A 26,760-nucleotide genomic window follows, 5' to 3' on the forward strand; every position below is an offset into this window, starting at 1 on the left:
AGGCTAGCAGGACCGGGTGCGCCGCCGAAGGTAATAAGTGATCAGCAGCGCGATGCAGACCACCGAGACGCACCCGGCCGCGAGACTGGCGGCGAAGGGCACGCCGACCAGGAAGCCGAGAGAGTTGACCGCGGCGGTGAGCACGGCCAGCACCCACAGCAATGCGACGGAAACCGGGCTGCCCGGGCGGCGGATCTGGTTCACTTCGGTGTGGTCGCTCATGGGGATGAACCTACGAATTCCGGGCTCTCGGGCCGATCCCGCGCACTGCCGGATCCGGGGTGGAGCGGACTCCACCAAGACCAGCCGGTGCTGCGCGCCGCCGAACCAGGCGACCTGCCCGGCATCGCCACGCTCATGCGGACCTCGGTCCTCGACGTGTTCCCCCAGTTCCACGACCAGACCGAAACCGAGGCCGCGGCCCAGTACCTCACCGTGCCCGACCCGGTGCTGATCGAGGACGGGACCTACTTCGTGCACGAGGCCGCGGGCCAGGTCGTCGCCTGCGGCGGCTGGAGCAGGCGGGACAAGCTCTACACCGGCTCCGGCGCCGCCCCCACCGACGACCGCCTGCTGGACCCGGCCACCGAACCCGCCAGGGTGCGCGCCATGTTCGTGCACGGCGACTGGACCCGCCGGGGACTGGGCCGGGCGATCCTGGCCAGGTGCGTGACTGCGGCCCGGGAGGCGGGGTTCCGGGACCTGGTGCTGATGGCGACCCTGCCCGGGGAGCCGTTGTACCGGGCGTTCGGGTTTCGCGAGGTGGAGCGGACCCGGGTGCCGCTGCCCAACGGGGTGTTCCTGGGCGGGGTGTCGATGGCCTACCCGCTCTCCGGCTGACCTCAGATGCCGACCGGGACGGCGTCGATGGTGAAGGTCGTCTCGCGGAACCGGCCGTCGAGTTCACGCCGTCGCTGCTCGGCCTCCTCGCGGGTGAGGAACGCGCCGATGCTGTGCGGGTCGCCGGGCTCGTGGTCGAACCGCGCGATGAGGACGTAGAGGTAGCGGTAGCGAGTCCGGTCCTCGGCGGGCTGCTCGCCGGTGCGGACGGCGTGCAGCAGTTCCTCAACGGTGGCCAGCGGGGTGTCGAACCCGCCGTGCACGCCCTCGAGTTCGGTTCGCGCCCAGGGTGGCATCGGGGCGGGGTCGGCGAAGTGGCTGGGCTGACCGAGGTCCTGGTCCTCGTGCCAGCCCACGGCACCGGCCACGACGTGGTCGGCGATGCCCTCGGCTGCCAGCAGGAACCGCCGCCGGTCCGGGCCCTCGCACTCGGTGGCGCAGCGGATTCGCAGCCCGCCGACGTAGGCCGTACTCAGCCGCATCGAGCTGACCTCGGCGAACACCAGGTCGATGCGGGTCCGGTCGCCGTCGCCGGGGCTGCGCAACAGCAGCCGGCAGTGGCTGGCGGTGTAGTCCCACACCTGGAAGGTCCGGTCCGAACTGAACAGCTCGGCGCCGGGGGTCAGTTCGCGGTCGCGGTCGAGCCAGACGGTGGTGGGCACCGGCGGATCATCCGGCAGCGGCGGGCTCGCCGCGACCTGATTAGCGCTGTCCGCGCACCCCGGCCAGCGCCATCCGCCCCAGCCCCGCCAGCGCGGACCCCAGCAACGCCGCCTGGTCGTAGTAGTCCCGCCACAGCACAATCCGCCCGTCCCGCACCACGAACGTCCCGCACACCCAGAACCGCGCGCTCCAGTCGCCGCGGCGGATGACGTCGAAGCGTTCGGTCAGCACCACCTCGCCGTTGGTGGCGATGTTGGTGATCTCCACCTCGCACCCGGTGTACAGCCGGTGCAGCAGGCCGAACTGCCTGGCGACCGCCCGGGCGCCGCGGACGGTGGGCAGTGGCATGTTCTGGTAGCGGATGTCGGGGGCCAGGTGGCGCAGGATCTCCGCGACATCGCGGTGTTCGGTGGCCTTGAGCAGTGCGGTGACGACGTCGGCGGGGGCCTGCATGCGGGTCAGGTTATCCGGCGGGTTCAGCTGCCGGTGGCGCTGGGCAGCAGGGCCGGGCAGCCCGCGGTGACGTAATTCTGGTCGTACTCGAAGTGCCATTCCTCGTTCTGGTAGCGGCGGCACCAGCCCACGGCCCGGCCGTTGCGTTCCACCCAGGCGGCCGAGGCCAGTGGCTGGATGTCCACCGCGATTCCCTTGACGTGCATGGATTTCTCCGGGGTCAGCACGTACCGGCTGGCCAGCGCCGCGGTGCCGAAGCGGCGCACCGCCTCGGCGAACTCGCGTTCCTGCTGGCCCACGCTGCGCTTGCCGTCGTTGACGCACAGCTGCACCTTCGCCTCGGCCGCCTTGGCGCGCAGCCGCTGCCACGCCTGGGCCACGTCCTCGCGCAGGCCGGCGGGCGGCTCGTCCAGGTACCGCTTGTCCAGCGGGCAGGGCGGGCCGGTCTCCGGGCCGGGGATGCCCTCCACCAGCGCCAGGGGTTCGCCGGGGATGGGGTCGGGCACCAGGCGGGCCTGGCCGGTGGCGCCGAGTGTGCCCACCAGCGCGATGGCCAGCACCAGGGCCAGGAGCAGGCTGGTCAGGGTGCGGCGGCGGCCGGGTGCGGGTTCGGTGGACACCGGGTCGAAACTACCCATTCGGCGCAGCAGGCCACAGTTTTGGTGTCCTCAGCCACAGTTCGGCGGTGCGCTACCGTCCGGATGTGGTCGAGGATGCCAGGCAGATCGTCGCAGCGGGCTACGACGTGATCGCGCAGGAGTACCTGGACTGGAGCGCGCGCATCCAGGACGATCCGCGGTCGCGGTTCCTGGAGCTGTTGCTGGCGCGACTCTCCCCCGGTTCCGAGATCCTCGACCTCGGCTGCGGCGCGGGCACGGCGAGGCTGGCCGAGCGGCACCGGGTGTTCGGGGTGGACCTGTCGGCGAAGCAGGTCGAGCTGGCCCGGCTGGCCGTGCCCGGCGCCCGGTTCGCCCAGGCCGACATGACCGACCTGGACGTCCCACCCGCCAGCCTGGACGCGGTGACCGCGTTCTACTCGATCCTGCACGTGCCCAGGGCCGAGCAGCCCGCGCTGTTCGCCCGGATCGCCGGCTGGCTGCGGCCCGGCGGGCTGTTCCTGGCCGCGCTCGGCGCCGGCGGCAGCAACGGGGTGGATGCGGACTGGCTGGGCGCGCCGATGTTCTTCAGCAGCCATCCCCCGGCGGACAACCGGGTGCTGCTGCACGCGGCCGGGCTGCGGCTGCTGGTCGACGAACCGGTCACCATCCGCGAGCCGGAGGGCCCGGCCACCTTCCACTGGGTGCTGGCCACCCCCGCCGATCGCTGACCGGGACCTGTCCCGAACGGCCGACCTAGCGTCCGCGCCATGACCAAGAAAGCCTCCGCCGCACTCACCACCGGCGCCCTGCTGGCCGGCCTGTTGCTCACCGGCGCCCCCGACGCCACCGCCGCCGCCCAGCCCTGCACGGCCGGCTGCCTGTCCCGTCTGTCCCTGCCCGGCGGCGCCCAACTCCCTTACCACGCAACCTATCCGCTCACCGGCGCGCCAGAGGCCACCGGCGCGGTGGTGGTCGTGCACGGCACCGGCCGCAATGCCCAGGGCTACTTCGACGGGATGGTCCGAGCTGCCGGCCAGCTGACCCAGCGCACCGCGATCATCGCCCCGCACTTCCAGACCGCCGACGACAGTCCGGGCCGGCAGGACGCCTACTGGACCAACAGCGGCACGGGGTCCTGGAAGGACGGCGGCAACGCGGTCCGCCCGGCCGGTCTCAGCTCCTTCACCGCCGTGGACCACATCCTGCGCACCCTGGCCGACAAATCCCGCTTCCCGAACCTGACCAAGGTCACCCTGGCCGGGCACTCCGCGGGCGGGCAGTTCGTCCAGCGCTACGCCGCGGGCACCTCCGCCCCGGCCGGAATCACCGGCCTGGAGATCAGCTACGTCACGGCGAACCCGTCCAGCTACCTGTACCTGAACTCGCGCCGTCCGGCGCTGGGGTCCTGCTCGGGGTACGACAACTACAAATACGGTTTGCAGCAACGGAATCCGTACATGTCCGTACCCAGCGCCGAGCAGATCCGCAGCCGGTACAGCTCGCGCAAGGTGACCTATCTGCTGGGTGAGCGGGACACCGAGCGGGACAGCTCACTGGACACCACCTGCCCGGCGGAAGCCCAGGGGCGCAACAGGTTCGAGCGAGGCAAGGCATACGTCAACTCGGTCAGCGGCCAGTTCCCCGGGCTGCCGCACCGGATGGTGATGGTGCCCGGGGTGGGCCACGACGGGTCGGCGATGTTCGGTTCCAGTCAGGGCAAATCGGTGGTCTTCACCGGCTGGTGAGCGACTACGGCGTCAGGCCGTTGAGCAGCGCGGCGTGCGCGCGTTTGGGTTGCAGGCCGGTGGTCCAGGGCAGGGCGTTGCCGGGCAGGGGCGGGTAGCGGTTGCCGTCGGCGGTGGAGCCGTAGCGGTCGGTGAAGCCCCAGCTGGTGAAACCGGTGCAGTTGGGTTCCTGGCGGCACACCGCGATCCGCTCGCCGAACTGCCTGGCCTGCAACGCCTGGTCCGAAGTGGACACGTCCATTTCGGACACTCGCACCTTCAGGCCCAGCGCGGCCAGCGCGCGCACCTTCTTACGGAAGGTCTCCGCGGGCACCCGGTCCGCGGCATCGTACTCGTGACTCTGCAGGCCGACCCCGTCGATCGGCACCCCGGCCTGGCGCAGCTTCTTCACCAAGGCGTACAAGGCATTCCAGCGCCCGCCGTCCTGCTCGGCGCCGTACTCGTTGAGGTAGAGCACCGCGTTCGGGTCGGCCGCGCGGGCGGCGCGGAAGGACTCGGCGATGTAGTCCGCGCCCATGGCCTGGTACCACAGATTGTGCTCCAGGCCGTCCGGGTTGTCCTGGTTGATCGGCTCGTTGACCACGTCCCATTCGGTCACCCGGCCGGCGAAATGTGTTGCCACCGAACGGATGTGCTCCAGCAGCACCGCACGCTTGTCCGGCGCGGAACGCATCCAGGTGGGGAGCGCCTCGAACCAGACCAGGGTGTGCGCGTGCACCTTGATCCCGTTGGCGCGGGCGAAGTCCACCAGCGCGTCGGCCTCCGCGAAGGCGAAGGTCCCGCGAGTGGGCTGGACGAACTGGGGTTTCATGTCGTTCTCGGGGGTGATCAGGTCGAACTGCTCACCCGCGATCGCCCGGTACCGGTCATCGGCCACCAGTGGCGCGATGGCCAGTGCCGCGCCCACCCCGATTGGCCGGGCCAGTTTCTGTGCCCGGCCGCGCAGCGAATCGGCCACCGTGCCCTGTTTCCAGTCCGGGGCCTTGCGCACCTGCACCGCACCGCCGGCGGTGAGCGAGCGCAACGTCCAGCCGCCGCCGACCTGGGCGTCCGCGCCGAACCACACCTGCCCGCCGCCGAAGACCCCGCGTTCGGCCAGCGTGCCCACCTGCCTGCCGCCGACGGCGAAGGCCAGGGTGGATCCGGTGCGGCGCAGCGTGATCGCCACCTCGCCGGTCACCCCGGAGCCGAACTTCTTCACCTCCTTGGCCTTGTTGGCCTTGCCGTCCCACACCGCGACCTCCAGCTGCCCGCCGACCAGGCCCAGCCGGACGCTCGGCGGTTCCTGCCGCCACTCGTCATAGATGATCGGCGGCGCGCCGTAGAGCTGGAGGTAGGCGGATTTCCCGCCGGTGGCCGAGAATCCGGCGTCGAGCTGGAAGTCCCTGGAGACCTCCAGTCGCGGCCCGAGCAGGTTCACCGGCGGATTGGGCTGGAAGCGCTTTCCATCCGTGCCCACGATCCACCGGTCCAGCGCCGAGATCCGCACGCCCTGCCCGGTGACCTCGGCCCCGGCGAACCGCGTCCAGTCCTGTCCCGCGATCAGCTCGACCGGCGCCGCGGGTGCGGCGATGGCCGTCGCGCTGCTGCCGGCCAGGCCGGCGACCAGCAGGAGCGCGCCAACGATCCGTCTCATCGAACCTCCCATGTGGTGTGCGATGAACCAGTTCCGGGTCACTCCAGGGCGGCGACCCGCCTGGTGACCAGGTCGGTGCGCACCGAGCGCAGGCCGGTGGCGACCGCGCCGGTGAGGATGACGGCTTCGCCGAGCCGGGAGATCTCGACCTCGGGCGGGTAGGCGGTGAGCCCGGACAGCGCGGCCCGCACCGGCTCGGCCAGGAGGTCCCCGTTGAGCCCGATCCCGCCGCCCAGCACGATCAGCCCGACGTCGACCACAGTGGTCAGCCGCGCCGCGTGCTCGGCGATCCGGTCCGCCTCCCAGGCCACCAGGTCCAGCGCGCGCCGGTCCCCCGCGCGTGCCGCGGTCATCACGTCCTCGCAGTTGACGAAGTCCGAGCGCTGCCAGATCTGGGCCAGGAACGCGTCCGCGGCCGGACTGTCCGGCTGAAACCGTTGCCCCTCCGGCACAAAGTCGATTTCCCCGGCGGCCCCGTTCCGCCCCCGGTGCAGCTCCCCGCCGAGCACCAGTCCCGCCCCGACCCCGCTGCCGATGTGCAGGAAGGCGAAATCGCGCACCCCGGCCCCGGCCCCCCGCCAGCCCTCGCCGACCGCGGCCAGGTTGATGTCGTTCTCCACCAGCACCGGACAGCCCAGCGCCACACGCAGTTCGGCCGCGGCCGCGAACCCGTCCAGGTCCTGCTGGTTCGCCGAGTACACCACCCCGCTGCGCGGTTCGATCACCCCCGCGATCCCCATCGTGACCAGCTCCGGCTTCACCCCCGCCGCCGCCACCAGCTGATCGCGCAACCCGGCCGCGGCCGCCAGCACCTGGGCCGGCCGGTGCCCGTCCACCAGCACGTCGATCCGGGCCAGCTCGGCCCCGTCCAGATCGGCCACCATGCCACGCAGGTACCGGGTGCCCAGGTCCAGCGCGAGCACCGCGGCCGCCCCGGCGCGCGGCCCGAAGTACACCGCGCTGTACCCCGCGGCGTCCGCGGGCGCGGCCACCTCCTCGATCAGCCCCGCCGCCAGCAGCGCCTCGACGGCCCGCCCGATGGTCGGCTTCGAGGTCCGCAACTGCCGGGCCAGATCCGCCCTGGTCACCGGATACGCCTGCCACACCGCCTGATAGACGGCGTGCAGGTTCAACTCCCGGACCAGTGCTCCGGTCACCGCGCCGTTCGCCACACCGCACAAACTAGTAACGAAGCGTTACCGGTGTCCAGCATTACTTTGCCAAACGCCTCAGCCCGGCAGCACCACCAGGTCCCGGGGGAAGCGCGGATCGATCTCGTAGTGCGTGTCGTACTGGCTGCTGAACCCGCTCACCCGCACCCACTGCCCGACCCGCAACCGACTCAGGTCGATCCCGGTCTGGGTGTTCACGAAGATCGTCAATTCCCCGGACCCGTCATTCACGAAAACCTTCCGACCGTACGGTAGGTCGTCCAGCACCGGTTTGGTGATCCGCGCCAGCACCCGCACCAGGCGCCCCTCGGACGCCTCGCCCACCCCGCCGGTGGCCCGCCACTCCGGCCGGGGCGGGATGCCCGCCCGGCCCAGGGTGACCGCGGCCGGGGTGGCCGGGACGAGGGTGAGCAGGCCGGAGCTGTTGGTGAGTTTGCCGGTGATCCGGGTGTGCCTGCCGGGCGCGACCTTGAGGTCGGTGGCGAGCTTGAGGTAGATGCCCGCGGTCCGGTCCTGGATGGCGAAACCCTTGTCGTAGAAGCTGGACTCGAAGGCTCCGGACGGGGTAGTCGCCACGCCGGCGACGGTGACGGTGCTGCCCAGCGGCAGCGCGCGGGCGGCGGCGATGGACTGGGCCGGGACCTGGTCCGCGGCGGCGTGCGCGGGGGCGACGGCGAGTGTGGTGACGAGCAGGGCGGCGGTGAGCAGGGGGCGGACAATCCTCTTGCCGGTCAGGGCGACCATCTCCTCTCGGGAAACGAAACGCCGCTCATCTTGGCCGCCCCGCCACCCGGGCGGCCACTCGACCTGCCGGTGGTTTTCCGGTAACTCGGGAAATTTGCCGAGGCCCTTTTAACATGGCCCGCTGACCTGGCACTAAACGGCAAATTTTAGGCCAAACGGCCTATTGCTGACTACCCGAACAGGACGCACGCTTTCCCTGTTTACCCATTCGCGGGTTGTCGGGGCTCGCACCACCATTCTGGGGAGATTCCGTGCAGCGTCGAATACTGACGCGCCGTACGCGCACGCGTGCGTTCCGCGCCCTTGGCGTTTTCCTGCCCTTCCTCGCCGCGATCCTGGTGGCCACCGGACTGCCCGCCACCGCCGCGCCCAAGCCGGCCCCACCCGCCGCCAGTGGCCAGGAGGCCCAGGCCAGTGCGGCCGACCGGGCCGCTCGGACCCAGCGCGAGGCGGCCAGGACGCAGGCCGCCGCGGAGGACCCGAACGGGCTGGGCAACCTGGGCAAACCGCGGCCGCGGCTACCAGGGGATTCCCAGGCGGCCAAGGACGCCGCCGAAGGGGAACTGCGGGAGGCGTGCAACGGCATCGGCCGGACACAGGCCCTCACCCAGCAGGGCTGGACGCGCAACCGGTTCCAGCAGTGTTTCCTGGGGAGTCGCAAGGCCGAACTGTGGCGGCGGGGCGGCACGCCGCCGCCGACTTCTCCGCTGGCCACGATGGAATTCGACTACAGCCTGCTGGTGATCTCCTATGACAACAGCCGCGCCATCGACTTCATCTTTAACATGGACGATGTCGATCTCAAGGGCGGCACCATCCACGAGCAGACCGATTTCCGGGTCTGGATCGACGGCTGCAACACCGACACGGTCCAGTGCACGCCCAGTGAGATCCGGACCAACGTGGAGTGGCGGGACAACCCCAAGCACACCTTCCGGGTCACTTCCCCGGACACCGCGGGCGCCGGCGTGCACAAGATCCTCCGGCACGGCTTCGACCTGCGCATGCTCATGACCTCCCGGATGCCGGGGGTGGATCCGTGGGGCGAGGACGAGATGACCCGCTCGGTGCTGCGCTTCGACACCGCCGGGACGGCGCTGAACAAGTCCACCGGCACGGTGTTCCCGGACTTCACCCCGAGCTACGACCTGTTGCGCACCAGCGATCTGACCGTCACCGAGACCACTCGGCACATCCTGGACGCCCAGTTCCACCCGCGCCGGACCTATCCCAAGCACCCCGGCAACACCAAGAGCGTGCCCGGCTACGACCGGCCGTTGCACCGGCTGATGGACAGCACCAAACAGGGGCAGAACCGCAACGCCTCCAAGCTGATCTGCAACGAGCTGTGGGCGGGCCCGCGCAGTGAGAAGGACTGCGACGAGTACCCTTGGGCCTCCACCCAGGAGGGCGCCGCCACCGGTGTGACCGATCCGGACCAGCCCGCCTGGCACGGTTCGGCCCGGCTGATCACCAACAAGGACAACCAGGCCGCGGGCAACCACTGGAACATCCACCTGTACAACGCCAACCGGATCCTGGACGGCGACGAGTTCCGGGTGAAGCCGGTGGACGACTGCGAGACCTGCGGCCGTCAGTTCCCGCCGCCCTACCTGCCGCGTTCCAAGGAAACCGACCGCCGGATCAGCGGTTCGTTCATCCAGCCCGACCTCATCGACGACTGGACCGATCAGCAGCTCGCGGACGAGTTCGCGATGATGAAGCAGCTCAACATGACCCAGCTCGTGCTGCAGTGGACGGCGAACTCGCACGACAACCGGGAGAACGGCGCCAAGACCGCGATCTACCCGAACGCGCTCGGCGGCTACAAGCTGGTCACCAAGACCGATGTGGTGGCGCGGACCCTGCGCGCGGCCAACACGGCCGGCATCGACGTCTGGGTCGGCTTGCAGGTCAACGACTTCTGGTGGAAGACCTACGCGCGGGACCAGGGTTTCCTGGACAACGAGGCGACCATCGCCAGGGCATTGGCCAAGGAGTTGTGGAGCCGCTACGGCGACAACAAGTCCTTCCGCGGCTGGTACCTGTCCTTCGAGATGGACAACGTCAACTTCTCCGGGGCTGGCGACGAGGGCCGGATGATCGGCTTCTACCAAAAGGTGGTGCGGGAACTGCGTTTCCTCACCGGCAGCAAGCCGGTGGCGATCGCGCCGTTCTTCAACGCGGTCAACCGGGCGCTGCCGGGCTGGAAGAACCCGCAGCAGTGGGGTGAGATGTGGACCAGGATGCTGCGCGAGATCGACCTGGACATCATCGCGCTGCAGGACGGAATCGGGGCCGGACATGGTGATCCGACCACCATCCACCCCTGGTACGCCGAGCTGAACAAGGCGCTGGGCGCCGCCGACGCGCTGACCTACCTGATCTCCGACACCGAGACGTTCAAGATCGGCGCGTCCGGGCTGCAACCCACCTCCACCCAGGAGATCATGGAGGCGATCCGGGCGGTGCAGGACCAGACCGAGGTGTTCTGGTCGTTCTCCTTCAACCACTACCAGTCGCCGCGCGCGAGGTTCGGCTCGCAGGCCTACCTCAACGGCTACCGGCGCTGGGCCGCGCTGAGCGACCGGGACGCGCCGGGCCTGGACCCGGAGAACCCGTCCCGGCCGGGCACGCTCACCGCCAGGGCCGAAGGCTCCCAGACCATCCACCTGAGCTGGGGTGATTCCTCCGACGGCACCAGCGGGGTGGCCGGGTACTTCATCTACCGGGACGACGAGCTGGTGGCCACCAAGATCAGTCCGCAGGGCGGGTTCACCGACCGCCAGCTCAACCCGGGTTCGCTGAACAAGTACCAGGTCCGGGCCTTCGACGGCTCGGGGCGGACCTCGGAGCTGAGCAACTACGCGGAGGCCGCCACCGAGGGCCAGAAGGTCTCGCAGGTCAACTACGCTCGCTGCGGGGCGGCCGACGGTCAGCGCGGATGTCCTTATCTGACAGGGAAACCGGCGGACAGCAGCTATCCGGACGACGGTGGCTACGAGCTGACCGACGGCAAGCACGGCCCGGCGCTCTACACCCCGGACTGGCAGGGCCGCAACGCCGCGGGCATGTACTCCTTCATCATCAACCTCGGCCAGCAGCGCACCATCAACGAGATCACCAGCGGCTGGTTGCAGGTGCGGGAGGACTACGTGTTCCTGCCCGCCAAGGTGACCTACGCGGTGTCGTCCACAGTGGACGGTCCCTACACCGAGGTGCCGTCGATCGACCTGCCCGCGGTCAGTGCCCGGTTGCAGACCAAGACCTACCGGTCGGTGAACCTGAATCTGACCGGTCAGTTCGTGAAGGTCACCGTGGACGGGTCCACCGCGTGGACCATGCTCGACGAGGTCGAGATCCGGGGCGACTGAACGGATCCGGGGCCGTCGGCGATCGTCGGCGGCCCCGGTGTCAGCCCGGCCAGATCCGCAGCAGGTAGCCCTCGGTCCCGGCCAGCCGCGCCGCCAGGGCTTCCCATTCCGCCGTGCCGAGCCGGCTGAGCCGGTGCGCCAGGTCGGCCTGCTGTCCGGCCATCTCCGCCCGCCCGGCGTGCCAGAAATCGGCCCGGTACGCGCCAGGGCCTTGGGGCAGCTCGATGTGCTCGATCGCGTCGGGCATCGCGTGCTGCCTTACCGCCAGCACGCCCTGCCGGGACCGGAATTCCAGGGACACGGGGCCGGTCCACTCCCGATCCGCCGGGGTCACCGCCGGGGCGTGCGGCCACACCTCCACCCGCACCGCCACCTGGATCAGCGATTCCACGCACTGCACCACGATGATCCCGGTGTCCGCGCCCGCGATCCGCAGGTGCGATGCGTCCAGGGCGGGCAGCAGGTCCGCGGGCGGGTCGTCGGGGCGGTCGGTGACCAGGAACATCGAGTCCACCGCCCAGACCAGCGCGGTGTGCGCCCGGTTCACCCGGTCACCGCGATCGCGTCGACCTCGATCAGGTAGCCGGGCGCGGCCAGGGTGGCCACGCCGAGCAGCACGTCCGCCGGTTTGTGCGTGCCGAACAGCTCCACCCTGGCCGCCTCGATGATCGGCAGGTACTCCGCCCGGTGCCCTGCCACGTAGATGGTGATCTTGGTGACCTGGTCCGGCCGGGCGTTCGCCGCGGCCAGCGCGCGGCCTAGGTTGGCGAAGACCTGGCGGGCTTGGGCGGCCAGGTCGCCGGGGAAGACCAGGTTGCCCTCGGGGTCGTCGGAGAGCTGACCGGCGATGAAGACCAGCCGGGTGCCGGTGGCGATGACGACGTGCGAGTAGGTCTCCGGGCGGTCCAGGCCCTCGGGGTGGACGATCTCCAGCGCCATCAGATCCCTCCAGTGTGCGGGCGACCCGCCGAACTTACCCGTGCGCCGGGGTCCCCGGCCGGAGCTGCGGTAGAACCAGGGGCGTGGCCGACACCAGGAACGAGGTCAACGCGCCCGTGCACGGCAACGTCGTGCAGGCCCAGCGCATCGACCAGGTGGTGCTGCCCGGCCGCGCGCCCGAGGCGCTGGCCGGACTGCCCGCGGCCCCGGAACCGTTCACCGGGCGGGCGGCCGAGGTGGCGGCGGTGACCAAGGTGCTGATGCTGGGCCGGACCTCGGTCGCGGTGCTCGCCGGGCCACCGGGGGTGGGCAAGACGGCGGTGGCGCTGCGGGCGGCGCACCAGGCGATGGCGGACGGCGGGTTCCACGGCGCGCTGTACGTGGACCTGCGCGGCCATGACGACGGCGACCCGGTGACCGAACACGCCGCGCTCGGCGCGTTCCTGCGGGCGCTGGGCATCAGCCCGCCGGACATCCCGGCCGGTCTGACCGGTCGCCGGTTCCTCTACCGCAGCCGCGCCCGGCTGCTCGCCGGACCGTTGCTGGTGTTGCTGGACAACGCGGCCTCGGCCGAGCAGGTCCGCGGGCTGCTGCTCAGCGACAGCTGGCACCGCTGCCTGATCACCAGCAGGCAGACCCTGGCCACGCTGTCCGGAGCCCGGCAGTTCACCGTGGCCGAACTACCGACCGAGCAGTCGGTGGAGTTGCTGTCGGCCACTCTGCTGGCCGCCCGGCCCGGGGACAAGCGGGCCACCGAGCGGGCGGCCCTGGAAGAGATCGCGGTGGCCTGCGGGCACCTCCCGCTGGCGCTCACCGTGGCCGGGGCGATCCTGGTCGACGATCCGCATCGACTGGCCCAGGATCTGGCCGACCGGCTGAGCAGCGAGAACCGGTTGGCGCAGCTCACCTTTGGCGAACTCGACGTGCGGCTGGCGTTGCGGCACTCCTACCAGCGGCTGCCCGAACCCGAGCAGTACCTGTTCCGGGTGCTGGGCCTGCACCCGGGACCGGTGATCGCGCCCGAGGCCGCCGCCGTGCTGTGCGCGGGCACCGCCGCCGAGACCGAGACCTGGCTGGCCGGACTGCGACGGGCGCACCTGATCACCCCGGACGGCACCGGTTTCCGGCTGCCGCACCTGCTCCACGAATTCGCCGCCGAACTCCGGATCGCCGAGGACGCCGAGGACGTGGCCGAGGCCGCGGTGGCCCGGCTGGTCCGGCACTACCGGCTCGCCGCGCAGGCCGCCGACGCCACCACCCGCAACCGCGGCGGGCGGGCCAGTCCGGAGCAGGCGCTGCGCTGGCTGGACGAGCACCGCCTGGTGCTGACCGCGATCGTCGAACTGGCGCACGCGCACGAGCTGGACGAGGACACGGTCGCCCTGGCCCTGGCGCTGCGGCACGTCCTCGAATTGCGCGGCAGGCAGGACGACTGGGTGCAGACCCACCTGCTCGCCCGCACCGCCGCAGGTCGATCTACCGACCGGTCGGTAGCGGCGCGGGTGGCGATCAGCCTGGGTGACGCCTACCGGCTCGGCGGCCAAGCACACCGGGCCGCCGACAGCTACGGCGCGGCGGAGATCCTGCGCACCCTCCTCGGCGACACCAGCGGCGCGGACGAGGCGGTGGACCGGCTGATGAGCCTGACCAGCCAGGAGAGCAGCCGCACCGCCCTCGCGATCACGCACTTCCAGGCCGCGGTCACCGCCTACCGGGACCGTGGCGAACAACGCCAGCTGGCACACGCGTTGGAGCATCTGGGCCGGTTGTGGGGGCGCACCCACGCGAGCGAGGCCCTGGACTGCCACGAACAGGCCCTGGCGATCTTCACCGACCTCGGCGACCGGCTCGGCCAGGCCCGCTCCCGGCTGCACCAGGGGGTGTTGCGCCAGCAGTGCGCGGAAGGCGAGGCGGCCGCCGACTGCTACCGCGCGGTGCTGGACCTCATCGAGTCACCACACCGGTACCGCGCCCTGGCCTGGTTCAACCTCGGCCTGCTCGCCCTGGCGCGACACCGGCCCTGGCGGGCCCGGCGGTGCTGGCGGGCCGCCACCGCCGAACTGCCGCCCGGGAGCCGGGCCCTGCCCCGGATCCACCCGGTCCGCTGGTGGCGCAACCAGCGGCTGACCAGGCGGTTGCGGCCGCAGGTAGCCGAGTACGTGGCCGTGCCGGTGGCCCTGATCGCCGCGCGGGACCTGTGGCCCACCGTGCCCGCCGACCCCGGTGAGCAGACCCTCGCCGCGGACCTGTCCGGCACCGGCGGCGAACCGGAACGCCCGGAGCGGGAACAGGCTCCGGTCCGGCAACCGGTGTTCGACCTGGGCGGCCTGGACAGCGGCGACGACGGCGGTGGTGACGGTGGCGGCGAGGGCTGCGGCGGTGGTGGCTGCGGCTGCGCCCCGGCCGGGGACGACTATCGAGAGTTCAATTGATCACCACCCCAGGTCGCGGCACTCGATAAGATCCCGCGCGAGGGGGACCACGCTGTGCGGATCTACGGTCGGGACGAGTCGCTCCGCCTACTAACCGGGACGCGGAACGGCCTGGTCATGGTGCGGGCCGACCCCGGATTCGGCGTCAGCACCCTCCTGGAAGCCGCCCTGGCCGCGGCCCGCGCCGAGGGCCTGCCGGTCCGCCGGATCCCGGTGCTGCCCACCGGCCTGACCACCCTCTCGGCCGGTCTGCCCGACTGGCCGCACCCCGCCGTGGTCGTGGTCGACGACCTGCACCGGGCCGATGACGCCACCCTGCTCGCCCTGCACGAACTCGCCGACCGCGAACTCCGCGTCATCACCGGCCGGCACCGCGGCCACGACCCGGCCCGCTTCGCCGCCCTGGACCGGATCGCCCTGGTGCACGACCTGGAACCGCTGTCCAGGGACGCGGTCCGGGCCATCGCGGGCGAATCACCACTGGCCGAGGCCGCGGGCGGCAATCCACTACTTCTGTCCACAGTGGACAGTCCGGATCGGGCCACGCGGGTCGCCGCCTGGGCCACCGGACTGGCCGGACCGGACGCCACCCTGCTGCGCTGCGCCGCGCTGCTGCCCGCACCCGCCACCGTGGACGAACTGGGCGCCGTGAGCGCGCGCACCGCCGCCGAGGTCCTCTCCGGACTGGGCAGGCTGACCGCGCTCGGCCTGGTCCGGGAACACGCCGGCCAGGTCTGGCTGCGCTATCCGCTGGTCCGCGCCGACCTGGCCAGCACCTCGGTCGGCATGCGCGGCCAGGTCGCCAGGGCACTGGCCCGCCGGGGCAGCACGCCGACCGCGGTGGCCGAGCAGCTCGCCGGGCTGCCGATGACCGCCTGGACGGTGTCCTGGCTGGTCCGGCACGCCGACCGGCTCGCCGCGGCGCCCACCCCGGCCGCGGTCGAACTGCTCACCCAGGCCGTGCACTGGCTGCCGCCCGGCGCGGCCAAACTGCACCCGCTGCGCGCCGCGCTGGCCGAGGCACTGCTGTGGTCCGGACACCTGGAGCAGGCCCACCGGGTCGCCGCCGCCGGACTCGCCACCCGGGTCGCGTTGCCGCTGCGCCAACGGTTGCGGACCACCCTGGCCCGGGTCGGCCTGGCCCGGCTCGACCCGGACGCGGTGCTCGCCGCACTCGGCCCCGAACGCCGGGACGGGCCCCTGGCCGCGATCGAGGCGTTCGGCTGCCTGCTCGCCGGCGACCTGGCCGGCGCGATCGCCGCGGCCGGGCACGCCGAGGCCACCGCGGCCGACCACCCGGTAGTCGCGGTCGCGCTGCTCAACCTCAACGCCATCGGCAAACTGCTCGGCCGCGACCTGACCGGCGCCCTCGAACTCCTGGAACAGGCCGAGGCCAACCTGGACATCGAGGTGCTCGACCCGGCGCAATGGCTGCTCGGCAAGCTGATCCGGGGCACCGTGGAAGACCTGCGGCAGGACCCGGAAGCGCTGAAAACCCTGGCCGCCGCCCGACCGGTGGCCACCACCCTGGGCGCGGGCTACCTGGCCTGGCAGCGCACCGCCTGGGCACTGGCCGCGTTCAACCGCGGCCACTGGGACGAGGCCGTGGCCGAGGTCGACCAGGCCCTGACACCGCCCGGCGACGCCTACGGCATGGCCCGGCCACTGCACGGCCTGGCCGCGATCATGGCCATGCACCGCGGCAACCTGCCGGCCGCCCGCGAGCACGTCCGCCAGGCCGAAGCGACCGCCTGCCGCGGGGTGGCCGCCTTCTACGAGCACAACGTGCTCACCGCCCGCGCCATGCTCGCCGACCTGGAAGGCGATTCCGCGCTGGCCCTGGAACTGGTGCGCACCCTGGCCGACGGCGGAGCTGGCGTGCACCACGGGCACTCGGTCACCGGGGTCGGCGCCCGGGTGGTGCGGATCGCGGTCAACGCAGGGGACAAGGATCTGGCTGCCCGGATGGTGGCCACCATGCACCGCTGGACCAGCGACGACTCGGTCGGCCAGCGCGGCGCGCTGCTGTACTGCCAGGGCATGGTCGACGGCGATGTGGACCTGCTGCTGGCCGCGGCCAAGGAGTTCGCCGAGCACGGCTCGCCGATCGCGGCCGCCCGCGCGGGCGAGGACGCGGCCAGGGTGCTGGCCGCCTCCGGCGAACCCGAGGCCGCCCGCGCCGCCTACCAGCAGGCCATCGCCCACTACACCGGCCTGGCCGCCACCGGCGATATCGACCGGGCCACCGCCGCCCTGCGCGCGCACGGCGTCCGGCGCGGCGCCACCGGGCCCCGGCGCCGGCCCAAACACGGCTGGGCGGCGCTCACCGAGGCCGAGTACCGGGTGGCCGAACTGCTCGCCGAGGGTCGCAGCAACCGCGAGGTCGCCGACCGGTTGGTCGTTTCGGTGCGCACGGTTCACTCGCACGTGTCCCGGGTGCTCGCCAAGCTCGGTTATGCCACCCGCGTCGAGGTTGCTCTAGGTTTCCAGCGCCGCGACTGAGCGCCCGCCCGCCTGAACCGACTGATATCGGCACTCCTACCGATGTTTTCCCGCACCCGTGCTGGTGTGCTGTCCCCCTGTTTCAACCCAAGGGGAGAAAAACGCATGTCCCGCCTACGCAAGTCCGTCCTGCTGGTGGTGGTCGCACTGGTGGCGACCCTGGCCGGCGCGCCAGCCAGTGCGAGCCAGGCCTCGCGGCCGTGGTTCACCTCGGGTGACGGCATCGACGTGCTCAACGTCGCGCACACCACCGACCGCTCCACCGTGGTCAGCATCAACACCGGCGCGGTGGACAAGAACACCACGCACTTCCGCCAGTCGCACGACATCATCGTGACCCTGCCCGAGGGCCACAACCCCAACCTGGCCTACCCGGTGCTCTACCTGTACCACGGCCGCGGCCAGGGCCCCGGCAACTGGCACCGTGAGGCCAACGTCGAGGCGATCACCGCCGGATTCCCGTTCATCGTGGTCACCGCCGAGGCGGGCCGCGCGGGCTGGGCGACCAACTGGGTCAACCAGTCCGCGGGCGTCCAGCAGTGGGACACCTTCCACCTGGACCAGCTGATCCCGTTCATCGACCGCAACCTGCGCACCATCCGGGAACGCGAAGGCCGCGCCATCGCGGGCTTCTCCATGGGCGCCTTCACCGCGATCCGGCACGCCGTGCACCGCCCGCACCTGTTCCGCATGGTGGTCGGCTTCTCCGGCGGCTACAACCTGGAGGACCCGCGGATGCGGGCCGCGGTCACCGGCTCGCTGCCCCTGGAGGGCCTGCCCGCCGACGGACCGTTCGGCGGCCCGCTCGACGGTTCCTGGAACTTCAACAACCCCTGGCACCGGGTCGGCGCGCTGCGCGACATCCACACCGTGCTCTACGCGGGCACCCGCTGGGGCGGCGATCCCCTGGAACAGCAGGCGCACCGGCTGACGTATGAGTTCCACCAGCACCTGCTGGCCAACGGCATCCACAACAGCTGGATGGTCGAGATCGACTGCGGGCACAACATCGTCTGCGTCGGCGACCTCGGCCTGCGCCGCGAACTCCCCACCATGCGCAACGTGCTCTGGGGCCCCAGGTAACCACCGCCTGACCCTGCCCGGAATCGGGGTCAGTCACGAACCGGGCGTAGCCGCTGCCTCGGCTACGCCCGGTTCGGCGTTCACGCGGTTCCCGCCCAGTTGGGCCAACTGGTACGCCGACTTTGCCCAAGTTGGCGTACCAGTTGGGCCAAGTGGTACGGGAGTGCGGAGTAGCCGATCCAGCGCAAGCAACTTGGGTTGACTACGTTCGGATTAGTCAACTAGGGTTGCTTACATGCCCGATGCCCCGCTTCCGGCCTCCGCCGAGGCCGCCGACCGACTGGCGGCCGTGGTGGCCCTGCGCCGACTGGCCGATCAGCTGGAGGACGCCGCGGTCGAGGAGGCCATGCGGGCGGGCTGGGGCTGGCCCCAGGTCGCCGAGGCCCTCGGCATCACCCGGCAGGCCGTGCACAAGAAACACGCCCAGCGGCTCATCGCCGCCGGGGTCACGCTGAGGAGACGCTGATCATGAGCGCCATCGACCACTACCTGCAACGGATCATCCTGCGCGGCGCCGAGGAGGCCCAGGCCGAGGCGGGCAGCACCATCGAGGCCCAGCACCTGTTGCTGGCCATCGCCGCCGAACCCGATCCGGTGCTCGCCGCCGCCGGGCTGGACCGGGCCGCGATCCGGGCCGCCCTGGACACCGAGTTCGCGCACAGCCTGGCCGCCGCCGGGGTGGACCGCGCCGCCTTCGACCTGCGGTCCACGCCGAGCCCGGACCGGCCGAACAAGGTGGGCGCCTCGGCGAAACTGGCGCTGGAGCGGGGATTCGCCCAGGCCAAACGCAAGAAAGACCTGCGGCCCGCGCACATCACGCTCGGCGTGCTGCTCGCCGAGGTCGGCACCGTGCCCAGGGCGCTCGCGCTGGCCGGGATCGACCGCGCCGGACTGACCGAGCAGCTCAGTCGCCAGACCGCCTGAACCCGAGAGGACACCATGCAGCTCCAACCGGTCCTGGACCGTGCCATCACCGAGGGCGGAGTGCCCGGCATCCTGGCCGAGTCCCACTCCCCCGACGGCAGCCAGTTCGCCACCGCGGGCACCGCCGATACCAGCACTGGCGGTAAGCGCTTACCCACGCACCGCTTCCGCATCGGCAGCACCACCAAGACCTTCGTCGCCACCGTGCTGCTGCAACTCGCCGCGGAGAACCTGCTCACCCTGGCGGACACCGTCGAGCACTGGCTGCCGGGCCTGGTGCGCAACGGATCCGCGATCACCCTGCGCCAGTTGCTCAACCACACCAGCGGTTTGTTCAGCCACACCGACGACCAGGCCGCACTGAGCACCAAGGATCGTTACACCCCAACGGAACTCGTCGCGGTCGCGATGGCCCACGAACCGAACTTCGCCCCCGGTACCGGCTGGGGTTACTGCAACACCAACTACGTGCTCGCCGGACTCGTGATCGAGGCTGTCACCGGCGACACCCTGGCCGGGCAGCTCACCAAGCGCATCACCGAACCGCACGGGCTCACCGCCACCTACCAGCCCCAGCCCGAGGACGAGACCATCCGCGGACCGCATTCCCGGCACTACACCAAGCTGTTCCAGACCGATCCGGCCGCGCCGATCCACGACGCCACCGATCTCGGACACACCCCGTTCTGGGCTTCCGGGGACCTGATCTCCAGCGCGGGCGACCTGACCCGATTCTTCGGCGCGCTGCTCGCCGGTCAGCTGCTTCCCCTTGACCGGCAACGAGAAATGTTCGACACGGTGGCCGCGCCGGACTGGATCCCGGACGCCGAATACGGCCTCGGCATCTCCTCGATCCGGCTGCCCGGCGGCACGGTCTGGGGCATGGGTGGCGCGATTTTCGGTTCCTGGTCCTACACCTACGGCAGCCGGGACGGCTCGCGGGTGATCTCGACCAATGTCAACGGCGACTGGGCCGAGCACCCCACCGGTTCGCCGCTGGGCATCGTCACCGAAGTGATCTCCACTCAGCTCTGCCCCGTCACGCGCTGAACCGGTAGCCTCCCACTCCGCCCAGCGTGAAGGAGGCCCCATGGCCGTGCGATTCCGCGCGTGTTTGGCCGCAACCACCCTGTTGCTGACCGTGACCGCGCCGCCCGCCCTCGCCGGGCCCACCGCCACTGCCTTCTACCTCGACCCGGTGCACGGCTCCCCCACCAACCCCGGCACCTCCGCCGCGCCCTGGCGCACCCTGGAGGAGGTCCTCGCCTCGGGACGCGTCTTCGCCGCGGGCGACATCCTGTACCTGCGCACCGGAAACCACGGCACCCCGGTCGTCCACGGCGGCGTTCCCACGGGCGGTCGCACCATCCGGGCGCAGGCGGGGCACACCCCGCGGTTGCGCGGCCTGCGGTTCCAGTCGGGCGCCACCGGGTGGACGGTGTCGGGGGTGCTGGTGTCGCCTTCGGAGGCGGGTGGCGCGTTCGGCAATGGCAACCTGGTCCAGTTCGACAGTGGCGCCACCGGAAACACCCTGCGCGACTCCCAGCTGCGCGCGGCCCCGGACGCCGTGGCCGCGGAGTGGGGCAACAACGACTGGGTCGGCCGCAGTGGCACCGCGGTGCTGGTGTCGGGGGCGCGGAATCTGGTGCTGGACAACCGGATCCGCAATGTCCGCAATGGAGTGATGGTGGAGCGGACCTCCAAGGCCGGGGCGGGCGGGACCGGGACGGTGGTGCGCGGCAACCGGGTCGAGCATTTCTGGGAGGATGCCTTCCGCTGCAAGGTGAGCGGGTGCGTGGTCGAGTACAACCGGGCGGTGAACAGCTACGCGGTGGTGCCGCCCGGCATGGAGGACGATCCGCCGCACCGGGACATGTTCCAGAGCTATCGCGGGGACGGCAGCTTCACCGAGATCGCCGATGTGGTGTTGCGCGGCAACGTCTTCCTCAGCCGCCAGGGCACCCGCTACACCCGGATCCCGTTCCAGTACAACGGGAAGTACACCACCCAGGGCATCGGCTGTTTCGACGGACCGTACCGGAACTGGACCGTCGAGAACAACGTGGTCCTGGTCGAGGTCGGCCTCGCCCTTGCCCTGTATGGGATCGACGACAGCCGAATCGTCAACAACACCATCGTGCCCGGCCCGCTGGGCAACGCCAGCGAGTTGCGGATCATGCCGGAGAAGGGCGGGAACCCGGCCGAGCGCAACGTGATCCGCAACAACCTGGTGCATCAGCTCAACATCGGCGCTGCGGTGAACTCCAGGCAGAGCAACAACATCACCGTCGGCACGGCCTACGACCGCTACTTCGTCGACCAGGCCACGCACGACGTGCGGCTGAAGCCGGGCAGTCCGGCGATCGACGCGGGCACCGTGCTGGACGCGCCCGCGATCGACGCCGACCGGCAGTCCCGCACGCTGCCGTATGACGTTGGGGCCTATGAGTTCTGAGCTTCCAGGGCGCAGCGCAGGAAGTCCTGCACGACCGGGTTCGCCTCGGCCGCGGGCGTCCACGCGACGCCGACCACGGTGGGACTCACCCCGGTGACCGGCCGGTAGACCACGCCGGGCCGGGCGTAGAACCGGGCGCTGGATTCGGGGGCCAGGGCGATGCCGTAGCCGTTGGCGATCGCGCTGAGCCAGTCGTCGGGCTGGTCGGTGACCGCGCCGATCCGCACCGGGTGGCCCTCGCGTTCCTCGGCGGCCAGCCAATAATCGCGCCACTGCCCGGTTTCGGCGGGGGCGGCCACGAACGGCTCGTCCCACAGCTCGCGGAAGTCGATCTCGGCCCGGCCGGCCAGTGGATGTGTTGCGGCCAGGGCGATCCAGCGCGGTTCGGTGCACAACTCGGCCACCCTGAACACCTCCTGACCGGGAAAAGGCAGGCGTAGCAAGGCGATGTCCACCTCGCCGGTGGCCAGGCCCGCGGTCGGATTGGACCAGGATGCCTGGCGCATGTCCACCCGCCAGCCCGGCCGTAACGCGCTGAACCCGGCGATGATCCGCGGCGTGGCCTCGTTGGCCGCGCTGGCGATGAATCCCACCCGCAGCACCCTGGCCGCCCGGCCGGCCACGTCCCTGGTCTCGCGCAGCACCTCGTCCCACCCGGCGAGCAGGCCGGGCACCCGGTCGGCCAGGGCCTGGCCCGCCTCGGTGAGCGCCATCCCGGCCCGGGACCGGATGAACAGCGCGAGCCCGAGCTGGTCCTCCAGGCGCCGGATCTGCTTGGTCAGCGCGGGCTGGGACACATACAGCCGCTCGGCCGCCCGGCTGAGCGTGCCGTGCTCGGCCACGGCGGCGAAGTAGCGCAGCAACCGCAGGTCCACATCCATGCCACCAGGTTATGGACGCGGGTATTGGACGCGCACCCGGACTCGCCGGGAGGCTGGTCGCATGTCCACCGCCTACCTGTTGCTCGCCCTGGCCACCATCCTGGTCAACACCGCCGCCGCCATCGCCGACTTCGCCGGGGCCAAGTTCGTGCGGGCCAATTCCAGCGAGCTGAACCTGCCCACGTCCTGGATCCTGCCCCTGGGCCTGCTCAAGGCCGCGGGCGCGGCCGGGCTCGTGCTCGGCCTGCTCGGTTTCCGCCCGCTCGGCCTGGCCGCGGCGATCGGCCTGACGCTGTTCTTCCTGGGCGCCAGCCTGGTGCACCTGCGGGCCAGGGTGTTCCACAACATCGCCGCGCCACTGGCCTTCCTGGCCCTGGCGGTGGCCACGCTGGTGCTGGACCTGGCCCGCTGACTCAGCCGGGCGCGACGACCACCACCACGGTCCGGTTCCGGGCCGCCGCCTCCGGACCGTGGAACGGGGCCTCGGTCTGTTCGGCGGTGGCCACGGTGATGGCGCTCAACGGCAGCCCCGGCCCGGCCAGCACCGCGGCCGCCGCGCTCGCCCGGCCCAGCGCCACGGTGGACCCGCCACTGGCCGGTCCGCCGGGCAGCGCGACCCCGTGGCCCAGCACGGTGACCCGCACCGCCGTACCGCGCAACCGTTGTGCCCACTCGGCCAGGGCCCGGCGACCGGCGGCGGTGAACCGGTTGCCGCCCGGCTGGAACAGCCCATCCGCGAACACGATCCGCAGCTCCCGCCCGGCCCGGTGCACCTGGGTCCCGGGCGCGGCAAGGGTTTCGGCCAGTCCGGCCAGCCGAGGGTCAGTGGCGGCGGTGGGCGGCGCCGGGGTCGAGGAGACCGGCGGGCTGGACGTGGCGGTCGCCATCGGCGTCACCTCGGCCTGGCCGGACAGTCCGATCGGCAGCACCACCGCCGCGGCGACCACCAGCACGGCCGCCGCCGCCCCACCCAGCGCGAGCACCGGCACCGGTTTCCGCCGCCGCCTGCCCTCGCTGATCTCCGCGATCAACGCGCACCCGGCCAGTGCAGCCGGATCCTCGGGCCGCAGCTCCAGGACCCGTTTCCAGGCCCGGTCCGCGGCGGCCAGGTCGCCGAGCTGGGCGTGCACCCGAGCCTGGAGGTCCAGCACCACCGGCTGGTCATCCGCTTGGGCGGCAAGCACTGTCAGCGCCTCGGCGGGTTTGCCGGCGCGGGCCAGCGCGGCGGCTTCGGCGGCGGCCAGGGCGGCGGTCAGTTCGGTCAGCGCGGCGGTCATCGCTTGCCGCCCAGGCCGTTGCGGGCCTGCACGCCGCCGCGCGGGTCGGACATGGTGGCCGGCATCAGCCCGCGCAGGCGCTGGTTGACCCCGGGCAGCGCGCCGAGGTCGTTGCGGGCGATGGCCTGTTCGCCTTCCCTGATCAGCTCCCGCGCCCTGGTCCGGGAGGTGAGCTGGTGCGCGTTCTGCCGGAAGTAGTGGAACACCTGGATGTCCAGGGTGCCGTCCCGGCGCAGCAGCAGGATCTCCAGGTCGCCCAGGCGGCTCAGCAGTTCCTCGACCGCGCCGGGATCGCCGTCCCGGCGGGCGATTTCCGCGCGGCGTTCGATCTCGGCCAGTTCGGCGCGGTCCTCGGCGTCGCCGAGCTGGCGGACCATCTCGCGCAGCGCGCTGATCGCGGTGGTCAGCTCGGCGAGGAGGGCGGGCAGCCGGACGTCGGTCTCCACCTCGTCGAGCACCGCCTGGATCTCACGCAGTTTCTGATCGGCCGCCGCGGCACTGCCCGCGCTGGTGTGCGCGGCCCGGACCTCGCATCTGGCCTGTTCCAGTTGTCGCCCCTGTTCCAGTTCGGTCAACCGGGTGCGGGCGGCGGAGGAGCCCGCGCGGTCGGCGTCGGCCCGCAGTTCGGCCAGCCGGGTCTCGACCTCGGCCTGCGCGCGTTCCAGTTCGGCCACCTCGGGTGCGCGCACCGAGGACAGGTCGATCTGCGCCTCGAACTGCTCGTCCACCAGGGGGACCTCGGCGATCACACCGACCCTGCGGTTCTCGTCGACCTCGAAGGTGATCTCCACATCGGTGCCCATGGGCAGGTCCAGCCGCACGTCCCGGGGCCGGATCTCGATCATCCCGACCCGCATGTTCCGGTCCGCGCGGCCGCGTTCGCCCTCCACGATCGGGATCCGGATGAGTGCCTCGGCGTCGGTGCGGCGCAAGGCCACCGTGGTCTGGAAGGTCTCGTGCGCCACCGCGGGCAGCCGGGCGCCCTTGACCAGCATGGCGTGGAAGGTCCCGTCGGCCTGGCCGAGGCCGAGGGAGTTGGTGAGCACGGTGCCGCCGGGTTCGTTGAGCCAGTGCCGGATGCTGATCTCCTTTGGTGTCACCGTTTCCCGGTGGCCGGCCGGGTTGATCAGCGAGACGGTGAAGGTGGAGGTGGTCTGCTCGCCGAGCACAACCTCGGTGAGGAAGCCGCCGTTGCTGTCCAGCGCCAGGTTCGGGGTGCAGAACGGCGGCTGCCCGGCGGGGTTGTCCAGCACCACCTCGTACCCGTCCCAGTCCATTGTGGAGGGTGTGCGGAACCGTCCGGCGACGGCCACCTCGGTGAGGCCGGTGGTGCGCGGGTACTCGGCGTCCAGGATGAACTGCCCGGCCACCGGCACCGCGAGCGCCGGTTCCCCCGGGACCGTGCTGGCGAAGACCGCCGCCCCACGCGCGACCACGGTGGTGGGGTCCTGGCTGTGGTCCAGCTCGATGCCCAGGCCCAGGTCTGGATCGGCCAGCCGGGCCCGCAGGCCGGGCGCCAGGGTCGCGCCGCCGACCAGCAGCAGCCGGTCGATATCGTCGGTGTCCAGGTTGGCCTTGGCCAGCGCGCCCCGGCACAGGCTGATCGCGTTGACGTAGAAGGGCTCGGCGATCCGGTCCACCTCGTCCCGGCGCAGGGTGAACTCGAAGTTCCGCTCGCTGCCGTCGGCCAGTACCAGGTCGACTTCCAGGGTGGCCTTCTCCTCCCGGGACAGCGCGATCTTCGCTTCCTCCGCGACGTGCTTGAGCTTGGCGAAGTTGCCGAGCCACGCCTTGTTGTCCCTGGTGAAGCCGTCCAACCGGAACTCGCGGGCCACGGCGGGGGCGAGCACCTGATCCACGATGGCCCAGTCGATGAGCTTGCCGCCCAAATGCGGATCGCCCGCGTGGTCGAGCACCCGCAGCTCACCCTCGTAGGTGCTGACCACGGCGGCGTCGAAAGTGCCGCCGCCGAAGTCGAAGACCATCCAGTAGGCGTCCTCGCCCGCGTTCTGGAAGCCGTAGGCGAAGGCCGCCGCGGTCGGTTCCTGCACCAGCGGGCAGGCGCCGAACCCGGCCAGTGCCGCGGCCGCGCTGGTGGCCTCGTTCTGGTGCAACCGGAACGCGGCGGGCACGGTGATCACCGCGGCGGCCGGCGCGGCTCGCAACTGGTGCTCGGCGTCGGCGCGCAGCGAGCGCAGCACCCTGGCGGAGAGTTCTGGTGGGGTGAGGCTGACCCCGGCCGCCGGGAATTCCCGGCTGGTCTCGGCCAGGCCCATCTCCTGTTTGAACTCCAGGTGCACGTTGGCCCAGTCCTTGGCGTGTACCAGGCGTTCCTTGGCCCGCCTGCCCACCCGCACCTCGCCCGCCCGGCTCATCCACACCGCCGAGGGCGTGTAGTCCCAGCCTTCGTTGTTCTTGATCACCGTCACCTCGCCGTCGGCGAAGACCGCCATCGCGCTGTTGGTGGTGCCGAGGTCGATGCCGAAATCGATGGTGTCACTCATGATTGGCCTCCCCTGAGCCGTCTGCCGGGGGAAAGCCGACCAGGACCTGCCCCATCTGGATCCGTTTTTCGTTGACGTACACCGAGGGCCGGACCGTCTCGGTCACCACCTCGCCGGTGACCTCCGGGTTCTCCTCGTAGGCCAGCACTTCCAGGGACAGTCCGGCGTTGTAGCTCACGCCGGTGTGGTCCTGGATCCGCACGCCCGCCGCGTCCAGGGATTCCTGGACGGTGCGCAGGAAGCGGGCGATCTGGCGGCCCTCCCGCGAGGTGTCCGCCTCGGACCGGTAGATCTTGCGCCGGGCCTTCCATAGGTGGGTGGCGGCCACCGCCAGGTCCCGCTCGGCCAGCGGTGGTTGCTGCCGCGGCGGCGGCTGGGTGAGCACGGCGGTCAGTTCCGCGGCCAGCTCGGTCAGCCGGGTCCGATCGGCGGCGTCCCAGGCGGGTTCGGCTATGCGGAACGGCCGGTGCTGGCGGTGTTGCCGCAGTCCGGCGCGGAACCGGCGCCACCTCATGCTGACTCCTTCACTGTGGTTGC

The 26,760-nt window shown here is 71.4% G+C and carries 25 protein-coding genes; 12 read left to right on the top strand and 13 right to left on the bottom strand.

Features of this window, described 5'->3' with window-relative positions:
- Positions 1–3 precede the first annotated feature (3 nt).
- On the bottom strand, positions 4–222 hold the full coding sequence (locus MZC64_RS34375) for a Rax2 family protein (RefSeq protein ID WP_247763747.1): 219 nt from the start codon (positions 220–222) through the stop codon (positions 4–6).
- A gap of 87 nt (positions 223–309) precedes the next feature.
- Between MZC64_RS34375 and MZC64_RS34380 the strand changes: the two genes are divergently transcribed.
- Entirely contained in the window at positions 310–840 is a 531-nt protein-coding gene (locus tag MZC64_RS34380) for a GNAT family N-acetyltransferase (RefSeq protein ID WP_247763749.1), read from the top strand.
- 2 nt (positions 841–842) lie between these two features.
- Here MZC64_RS34380 and MZC64_RS34385 read toward each other — a convergent pair whose 3' ends face one another.
- Genes MZC64_RS34385 through MZC64_RS34395 form a run of 3 tightly spaced genes read right to left on the bottom strand, consistent with a single transcriptional unit; the run spans position 843 to position 2,576 of the window.
- Positions 843–1,502, bottom strand: a complete 660-nt coding sequence (locus tag MZC64_RS34385) for a hypothetical protein (RefSeq protein ID WP_247763751.1) — start codon at positions 1,500–1,502, stop codon at positions 843–845.
- A 40-nt stretch (positions 1,503–1,542) separates the two neighbouring features.
- Positions 1,543–1,956, bottom strand: a complete 414-nt coding sequence (locus tag MZC64_RS34390) for a limonene-1,2-epoxide hydrolase family protein (RefSeq protein ID WP_247763752.1) — start codon at positions 1,954–1,956, stop codon at positions 1,543–1,545.
- Between the two features lie 23 nt (positions 1,957–1,979).
- Positions 1,980–2,576, bottom strand: coding sequence for a D-alanyl-D-alanine carboxypeptidase family protein (locus MZC64_RS34395; RefSeq protein WP_247763754.1), 597 nt, complete (start codon positions 2,574–2,576; stop codon positions 1,980–1,982).
- A gap of 65 nt (positions 2,577–2,641) precedes the next feature.
- Here MZC64_RS34395 and MZC64_RS34400 point away from each other — a divergent pair, with 65 nt between their 5' ends.
- Together MZC64_RS34400 and MZC64_RS34405 are read left to right on the top strand one after the other, a co-directional pair.
- Positions 2,642–3,283 (top strand): class I SAM-dependent methyltransferase, encoded by a 642-nt coding sequence (locus MZC64_RS34400; protein ID WP_247763756.1) that lies wholly within the window; start codon positions 2,642–2,644, stop codon positions 3,281–3,283.
- 39 nt (positions 3,284–3,322) lie between these two features.
- Complete coding sequence (locus MZC64_RS34405) at positions 3,323–4,300, top strand: hypothetical protein (protein WP_247763757.1); 978 nt, start codon at positions 3,323–3,325, stop codon at positions 4,298–4,300.
- Positions 4,301–4,304: 4 nt separating this feature from the next.
- Here MZC64_RS34405 and MZC64_RS34410 read toward each other — a convergent pair whose 3' ends face one another.
- The 3 genes from MZC64_RS34410 to MZC64_RS34420 are packed head-to-tail and all read right to left on the bottom strand — an operon-like array spanning position 4,305 to position 7,852.
- Positions 4,305–5,936: an endo-1,4-beta-xylanase gene (locus MZC64_RS34410; protein ID WP_247763758.1), complete on the bottom strand. Its 1,632-nt coding sequence runs from the start codon at positions 5,934–5,936 to the stop codon at positions 4,305–4,307.
- Positions 5,937–5,974: 38 nt separating this feature from the next.
- Complete coding sequence (locus MZC64_RS34415; RefSeq protein ID WP_247763760.1) at positions 5,975–7,108, bottom strand: ROK family transcriptional regulator; 1,134 nt, start codon at positions 7,106–7,108, stop codon at positions 5,975–5,977.
- Positions 7,109–7,165: 57 nt separating this feature from the next.
- Positions 7,166–7,852, bottom strand: a complete 687-nt coding sequence (locus MZC64_RS34420) for a hypothetical protein (RefSeq protein ID WP_247763761.1) — start codon at positions 7,850–7,852, stop codon at positions 7,166–7,168.
- A gap of 251 nt (positions 7,853–8,103) precedes the next feature.
- On the opposite strand from MZC64_RS34420, the gene MZC64_RS34425 reads away from it, so the two are divergent.
- Entirely contained in the window at positions 8,104–11,226 is a 3,123-nt protein-coding gene (locus MZC64_RS34425; RefSeq protein ID WP_247763763.1) for a DUF4434 domain-containing protein, read from the top strand.
- A gap of 40 nt (positions 11,227–11,266) precedes the next feature.
- Here the strand turns inward: MZC64_RS34425 and MZC64_RS34430 are convergent, their stop codons facing one another.
- Together MZC64_RS34430 and MZC64_RS34435 are read right to left on the bottom strand one after the other, a co-directional pair.
- Positions 11,267–11,773, bottom strand: coding sequence for a hypothetical protein (locus MZC64_RS34430; RefSeq protein WP_247763764.1), 507 nt, complete (start codon positions 11,771–11,773; stop codon positions 11,267–11,269).
- Positions 11,770–12,165: a RidA family protein gene (locus tag MZC64_RS34435; RefSeq protein ID WP_247763766.1), complete on the bottom strand. Its 396-nt coding sequence runs from the start codon at positions 12,163–12,165 to the stop codon at positions 11,770–11,772. The genes MZC64_RS34430 and MZC64_RS34435 overlap by 4 nt, the downstream gene beginning before the upstream one ends.
- An 83-nt stretch (positions 12,166–12,248) precedes the next feature.
- Here MZC64_RS34435 and MZC64_RS34440 point away from each other — a divergent pair, with 83 nt between their 5' ends.
- The 7 genes from MZC64_RS34440 to MZC64_RS34470 all read left to right on the top strand — a co-directional run bounded on the left by MZC64_RS34440 (position 12,249) and on the right by MZC64_RS34470 (position 21,561).
- Positions 12,249–14,597: an NB-ARC domain-containing protein gene (locus MZC64_RS34440; RefSeq protein WP_247763768.1), complete on the top strand. Its 2,349-nt coding sequence runs from the start codon at positions 12,249–12,251 to the stop codon at positions 14,595–14,597.
- A 54-nt stretch (positions 14,598–14,651) separates the two neighbouring features.
- Positions 14,652–17,099 carry a LuxR C-terminal-related transcriptional regulator gene (locus tag MZC64_RS48940; protein WP_247763769.1) on the top strand — a complete coding sequence of 816 codons (2,448 nt, stop codon included), beginning with the start codon at positions 14,652–14,654 and terminating at the stop codon, positions 17,097–17,099.
- A 105-nt stretch (positions 17,100–17,204) separates the two neighbouring features.
- Positions 17,205–18,182 (top strand): alpha/beta hydrolase family protein, encoded by a 978-nt coding sequence (locus tag MZC64_RS34450; protein ID WP_247763770.1) that lies wholly within the window; start codon positions 17,205–17,207, stop codon positions 18,180–18,182.
- A gap of 235 nt (positions 18,183–18,417) precedes the next feature.
- On the top strand, positions 18,418–18,648 hold the full coding sequence (locus MZC64_RS34455; protein ID WP_247763771.1) for a helix-turn-helix domain-containing protein: 231 nt from the start codon (positions 18,418–18,420) through the stop codon (positions 18,646–18,648).
- 2 nt (positions 18,649–18,650) lie between these two features.
- A complete protein-coding gene (locus tag MZC64_RS34460) occupies positions 18,651–19,106 on the top strand; it encodes a Clp protease N-terminal domain-containing protein (RefSeq protein WP_247763773.1) in 456 nt (151 codons plus the stop codon).
- Between the two features lie 15 nt (positions 19,107–19,121).
- Positions 19,122–20,156, top strand: coding sequence for a serine hydrolase (locus MZC64_RS34465; protein ID WP_247763775.1), 1,035 nt, complete (start codon positions 19,122–19,124; stop codon positions 20,154–20,156).
- Positions 20,157–20,196: 40 nt separating this feature from the next.
- Positions 20,197–21,561, top strand: coding sequence for a choice-of-anchor Q domain-containing protein (locus MZC64_RS34470; RefSeq protein WP_247763777.1), 1,365 nt, complete (start codon positions 20,197–20,199; stop codon positions 21,559–21,561).
- Here the strand turns inward: MZC64_RS34470 and MZC64_RS34475 are convergent.
- Complete coding sequence (locus MZC64_RS34475) at positions 21,549–22,442, bottom strand: LysR family transcriptional regulator (RefSeq protein ID WP_247763779.1); 894 nt, start codon at positions 22,440–22,442, stop codon at positions 21,549–21,551. The two genes, MZC64_RS34470 and MZC64_RS34475, sit on opposite strands and share 13 nt — an antisense overlap.
- 61 nt (positions 22,443–22,503) lie before the next feature.
- Between MZC64_RS34475 and MZC64_RS34480 the strand changes: the two genes are divergently transcribed.
- Entirely contained in the window at positions 22,504–22,854 is a 351-nt protein-coding gene (locus tag MZC64_RS34480) for a DoxX family protein (protein ID WP_247763781.1), read from the top strand.
- 1 nt (position 22,855) lies between these two features.
- Here MZC64_RS34480 and MZC64_RS34485 read toward each other — a convergent pair whose 3' ends face one another.
- From MZC64_RS34485 to MZC64_RS34495, 3 genes are read right to left on the bottom strand one after another with little or no spacing between them, the layout of a single operon-like run.
- Positions 22,856–23,719: a lipopolysaccharide assembly protein LapB gene (locus MZC64_RS34485; protein ID WP_247763783.1), complete on the bottom strand. Its 864-nt coding sequence runs from the start codon at positions 23,717–23,719 to the stop codon at positions 22,856–22,858.
- Entirely contained in the window at positions 23,716–26,223 is a 2,508-nt protein-coding gene (locus tag MZC64_RS34490; RefSeq protein ID WP_247763785.1) for an Hsp70 family protein, read from the bottom strand. The genes MZC64_RS34485 and MZC64_RS34490 overlap by 4 nt, the downstream gene beginning before the upstream one ends.
- Complete coding sequence (locus MZC64_RS34495) at positions 26,216–26,737, bottom strand: hypothetical protein (protein WP_247763787.1); 522 nt, start codon at positions 26,735–26,737, stop codon at positions 26,216–26,218. Before MZC64_RS34495 ends, MZC64_RS34490 begins: the two co-directional genes overlap by 8 nt.
- Between the last annotated feature and the right edge of the window lie 23 nt (positions 26,738–26,760).

The sequence above is a fragment of the Crossiella sp. S99.2 genome (assembly GCF_023094165.1).
Classification (GTDB): Bacteria; Actinomycetota; Actinomycetes; order Mycobacteriales; family Pseudonocardiaceae; genus Crossiella.